Raw genomic sequence first — 5165 nt, 5'->3', positions numbered from 1 at the left:
CCCTGCCGCGGGCCCCTTCTAACACGTTCTAGAAGGTTAAAAATTACACACCCAAAATCGCTTATATTCACCGGGGCGCCGATATCGCGGCGCCCGGTTCGACGACTCAGTGCTGCGAGATGGTGGACCAGCCCGGAACCTCGTCCGGGGTGCGCGGGCCGGGCCCGGTGTAGATCGCGGCGGGGCGGACCAGCTTGCCCAGCTGCTTCTGCTCGAGGATGTGGGCACACCAACCGGCGGTCCGGCCACAGGTGAACATCGCGGGCATCATGTGCGCCGGAACCTCGGCGAAGTCGAGGATGACCGCGGCCCAGAACTCGACATTGGTCTCGATGGCGCGATCCGGGCGACGCTCGCGCAGCTCGGCCAGCGCGGCCTGCTCCAGCGCGGCAGCCACCTCGAAGCGGGGGGCGTCGAGGCGCTGGGCGGTGGCGCGCAGCACGCGGGCGCGCGGGTCCTCGGCGCGGTACACGCGGTGGCCGAAGCCCATCAGCTTCTCTTTGCGGTCCAGGATGCCCTTGACCAGCGCACGGGCGTCACCGGACTTCTCGACGGCCTCGATCATCGGCAGCACGCGCGCCGGGGCGCCGCCGTGCAGCGGGCCGGACATGGCGCCGATCGCGCCGGACAGCGACGCCGCCACATCGGCGCCGGTGGAGGCGATGACGCGGGCGGTGAAAGTGGAAGCGTTCATGCCGTGCTCGGCCGCGGACACCCAGTAGGCGTCGATGGCCTCGGTGTGGCGCGGGTCCGGATCACCCTTCCAGCGGGTCATGAACCGCTCGGTGACGGTGTCGCACTCGTCGATCTTGCGCTGCGGAACGGCGGGCTGGTAGATGCCGCGGGCGGACTGCGCCACGTACGACAGCGCCATCACCGAGGCGCGGGCGAGGTTCTCGCGGGCGGTCTCGTCGTCGATGTCGAGCAGCGGCTCGTAGCCCCAGATCGGGGCGAGCATCGCGAGGCCGGCCTGCACGTCGACGCGCACATCACCGGTGTGTACCGGCAGCGGGAAGGGCTCGGCGGGCGGCAGGCCGCGACCGAACTCACCGTCGACCAGCAGGGCCCACACGTCGCCGAACGTCACCTGATCGGTGACCAGATCCTGGATGTCGACGCCGCGATATCGCAGGGCGCCACCGTCCTTGTCCGGCTCGGCGATGTCGGTGGTGAAGGCCACCACGCCTTCCAATCCGCTGACGAAATCCTGTGGTACCGAGCTGGTAGTCATGGTGACTCTCCTTGCAGGGGCATGCCGATATTTCTGAACCCTAGACCCGGACATACCGCGGAGTAATCTCGCCCCTATGCGTGACCTGGACCCCGCCGCGACCACCGCGCCCGACCTCGCCGCGATGCGTGTCGACTACGGCAATCCCCTGATCGTCGCTGCCACCGAACCCGATCTCGACGAGACCTGGGTGGCCGGTGGCTGGGAACCGTTGCTGCGCAGCTGGATCGAGCAGGCGCGCGGCGCCGGAGTCGCCGAACCCAACGCGATGGTGCTGGCCACGGTCTCGCTCACCGGCCCCGCCCCGCGACCGGTGGCGCGCACGGTCCTGTGCAAAGGACTCTCGCCCGAGGGCGTCACCTTCTATACAAACTACGACTCGGCCAAGGGCACCCAGCTCGCCGCCGACCCGTACGCGGCGGCGAGTTTCGTCTGGCCCGCGCTCGCCAGGCAGGTGCACGTGCGCGGCGTCACCGAGCGGGTGTCCGCCGCGGTGACCGCGGCGTACTGGGCGGCGCGGCCGCGGGAGTCGCGGCTGGGCGCGTGGGCTTCGCAGCAGTCGCAGCCGGTGGCCACGCGGGCCGAACTCGATCGCGTGCTGGCCGAGACGACGGCCCGATTCGCCGATGTCGACGACATTCCCGTGCCCCCGTTCTGGGGCGGTTACCTGCTGCGACCCGACGAGGTGGAGTTCTGGCAGGGTCGGCGCGGCAGGCTGCACAACCGCATCGTGATGCGGATCGACGGGCACACCACAACGGTCCAACGTTTGCAGCCGTAACGCGCGGTGGCCTATGTCACTGCGCCTAAACATGGGATGACCGGGCGGCAGTGGCTAATCTGCGCTGAGTGAAGCTGCTCGCCGACACCGAACCCCTGCGTAATCGCGACTATCGCAGACTGTGGACGACCAATATCGTCACCGTCATCGGCGCTCAGCTCTCGGTGGTCGCGGTACCGCAGCAGATCTTCCAGATCACCGGCAGTTCCGGCTACGTCGGGCTGGCCGGTTTGTTCGGACTGGTTCCGCTGGTGGTGTTCGGGCTCTGGGGCGGCGCGCTCGCCGATGTGATGGACCGGCGCACCCTGCTCGTCATCACCACGGCGGGCACGGGCCTGACCGCGGTGGCGTTCTGGGTGCAGGCCGCGCTCGGGGTGAACAATGTGTGGCTCGTCCTCGGGCTGTTCGCCACCCAGCAGGCGTTCTTCGCGGTCAATCAGCCCACTCGTAGCGCCCTGATCGCCCGGTTGCTGCCGCCGGAGCTGATGGCCTCGGCCAGTTCGCTGAGCATGACGGTGCAGAACGTCGGCATGATCGCGGGACCGGTGCTGGCCGGTGTCCTGATCCCCGTGATCGGGTTGCCGATGCTGTATCTGATCGACTCGATCGCCCTGCTCGCGACGCTGTGGGCGGTGTGGCGGCTGCCCGCCTTCCCGCCGACCGGCGAGCAGCGCCGGGCCGGGCTGCGCGCCGTACTCGACGGATTCCGCTATCTCGCGGGTCAGCGCATCCTGCTCGCGTCGTTCGTCGTCGACATCATCGCGATGGTGTTCGGCATGCCGCGCGCGCTGTTCCCGCAGATCGCGCACGAGACGTTCCACGATCCGGCCGAAGGCGGGGTGGCGCTCGGTCTGTTGTTCGCGGCCATCGCGGCGGGATCGGTGATCGGCGGCGTGTTCTCCGGGTGGATACCGCGGGTACGCAGGCAGGGACTGGCGGTGATCGTGTGCATCGCGCTGTGGGGTGTGGCGATGGTCGGCTTCGGGCTTGCGGTGGGGTTGGCCGGGCACTGGTTCGGACTGGGCGTGTGGCTGTGGATCGCGGTGGCCTTCCTGGCGTTCGGCGGCGCGGTCGACATGGTCTCGGCGGCGTTCCGCACGGCCATGTTGCTCAATGTGTCCACCGACGAGATGCGGGGACGGTTGCAGGGCGTGTTCATCGTGGTCGTCGCAGGTGGGCCGCGGATCGGTGACGTTGCCCACGGTTTCGCCGCGGCGAGCATGGGTACTGCTGTAGCGGCTGCCGGTGGCGGCGTACTGGTGGTGATCGGCGTGGTGCTCGCCGCGCTCGCCTTCCCCGCCTTCGTGCGCTACCGGGTCACTCGCGCGCACTCCGCCGTGGCCGTGAATTGACTTGCGCGGCAAGGGGATTCGGGAACCGGATCCGTGTGCTCGGCAATCGTCGGGCACCGCCGCGCTGATGGTGTGGAAAACGGGATCGGCGCAGGTCCCCGGCCCTGCGCCGACCTCACCGCCGCACGTGACCGGTGTGAGAACAGGACAGGACAACCCTGATTGCTCGTCCTGACCGAACAACAGCTAGCGTTAGCGCAAGCGCACCTGTGCCGACCGCACCGGTGCCTACGGTTCTAGCCTGAGAGGGATCCTTCCGTGCCCGCTGAGAACATCACCAACGTCACCGAAGACGCCAAGGCGGTACTCCAGTACCCCGGTGGCGAGTTCCCGATCTCGGTCACCAAGGCCGCGGAGGGTAACGACGGGCTCGACTTGGGCAAGCTGCTGGCCAGCACCGGTTACGTCACCTATGACCCCGGTTTCATGAACACCGCGTCGACCAAGTCGGCCATCACCTACATCGACGGTGAAGCGGGCATCCTGCGCTACCGCGGTTACCCGATCGACCAGCTGGCGGGCCGCTCGACGTTCATCGAGGTCAGCTACCTGCTCATCTACGGCGAGCTGCCGACCCAGGCCCAGCTCGACGACTTCACCGATCGCATCCGTCGCCACACCCTGCTGCACGAGGACCTGAAGCGGTTCTTCGACGGCTTCCCGCGCAACGCGCACCCGATGCCGGTGCTGTCGTCCGCGGTGAACGCGCTGTCGGCGTACTACCAGGACTCGCTGGACCCGCGCGATCCCGAGCAGGTCGAGCTGTCGACCATCCGCCTGCTGGCGAAGCTGCCGACCATCGCGGCGTACTCGTACAAGAAGTCGGTCGGTCAGCCGTTCCTCTACCCCGACAACTCGCTGTCGCTGGTCGAGAACTTCCTGCGGATGACCTTCGGTTTCCCGGCCGAGCCCTACGAGGTCGACCCCGAGGTCGCCGCCGCGCTCGACATGCTGCTGATCCTGCACGCCGACCACGAGCAGAACTGCTCCACCTCGACCGTGCGCCTCGTCGGCTCCTCCGACGCCAACCTGTTCACCTCGGTGTCCGGTGGCATCAACGCGCTGTGGGGCCCGCTGCACGGCGGCGCGAACCAGGCCGTGCTCGAGATGCTCGACGAGATCAAGGCCAACGGCGGCGACGTCAAGGAATTCATCCGCAAGGTCAAGAACAAGGAAGACGGCGTGAAGCTCATGGGCTTCGGGCACCGCGTCTACCGCAACTACGACCCGCGCGCGACGCTGGTCAAGCAGGCCGCCGACAAGATCCTGTCGAAGATCGGCGGCGACGACCAGCTGCTCGACATCGCCAAGCAGCTCGAAGAGGCCGCCCTCACCGACGACTACTTCGTGTCGCGTCGTCTGTACCCGAACGTCGACTTCTACACCGGCGTCATCTACCGGGCCATGGGCTTCCCGACCCGCATGTTCACCGTGCTGTTCGCGATGGGCCGGCTGCCCGGCTGGATCGCGCACTGGCGTGAGATGCACTCCGAGCCGCTGAAGATCGGCCGCCCGCGCCAGATCTACACCGGCTACGGTGAACGCGACTACCGCGCGATCGACAACCGCTAGTTTCGATCCGCCGTTGTCGGCAACTTTGTTGGGTACAGCAATCTATCGAAGGGGATAGCCCGCATGACCAAGCCGGAGATCGAATTCCAGGAGGGCCCCGCGCCCACCGAGCTCGTCATTACCGACCTCATCGAGGGCGAAGGCAAAGAAGCGGTGGCCGGTGGCACCGTCGAGGTGCACTACGTCGGCGTCGAGTTCGACAACGGTGAGCAGTTCGACTCCTCCTGGG

At 67.7% G+C, this 5165-nt stretch carries 5 protein-coding genes; 4 read left to right on the top strand and 1 reads right to left on the bottom strand.

The genetic code is table 11. The features are described from left to right. Positions 1–106 precede the first annotated feature (106 nt). A complete protein-coding gene (locus ACFWF3_RS23520; protein ID WP_101464507.1) occupies positions 107–1231 on the bottom strand; it encodes a citrate synthase 2 in 1125 nt (374 codons plus the stop codon). Positions 1232–1307: 76 nt separating this feature from the next. Here ACFWF3_RS23520 and pdxH point away from each other — a divergent pair, with 76 nt between their 5' ends. From pdxH to ACFWF3_RS23500, 4 genes are all read left to right on the top strand, one after another. Continuing rightward, positions 1308–2012 (top strand): pyridoxamine 5'-phosphate oxidase, encoded by a 705-nt coding sequence (gene pdxH / locus ACFWF3_RS23515; RefSeq protein WP_379315291.1) that lies wholly within the window; start codon positions 1308–1310, stop codon positions 2010–2012. A gap of 68 nt (positions 2013–2080) precedes the next feature. Continuing rightward, positions 2081–3364 (top strand): MFS transporter, encoded by a 1284-nt coding sequence (locus ACFWF3_RS23510; protein ID WP_378990491.1) that lies wholly within the window; start codon positions 2081–2083, stop codon positions 3362–3364. Between the two features lie 258 nt (positions 3365–3622). After that, positions 3623–4936 (top strand): citrate synthase, encoded by a 1314-nt coding sequence (locus tag ACFWF3_RS23505; protein WP_101464504.1) that lies wholly within the window; start codon positions 3623–3625, stop codon positions 4934–4936. A 63-nt stretch (positions 4937–4999) separates the two neighbouring features. Then, a partial coding sequence (locus ACFWF3_RS23500) for an FKBP-type peptidyl-prolyl cis-trans isomerase (RefSeq protein WP_379315292.1) occupies positions 5000–5165 on the top strand: 166 nt, incomplete at its 3' end.

Origin of the sequence: Nocardia sp. NPDC060220 (genome assembly GCF_042727815.1) — a bacterium.
GTDB lineage: Bacteria > Actinomycetota > Actinomycetes > Mycobacteriales > Mycobacteriaceae > Nocardia.
This window is presented reverse-complemented; position numbering and strand designations above follow the sequence as displayed.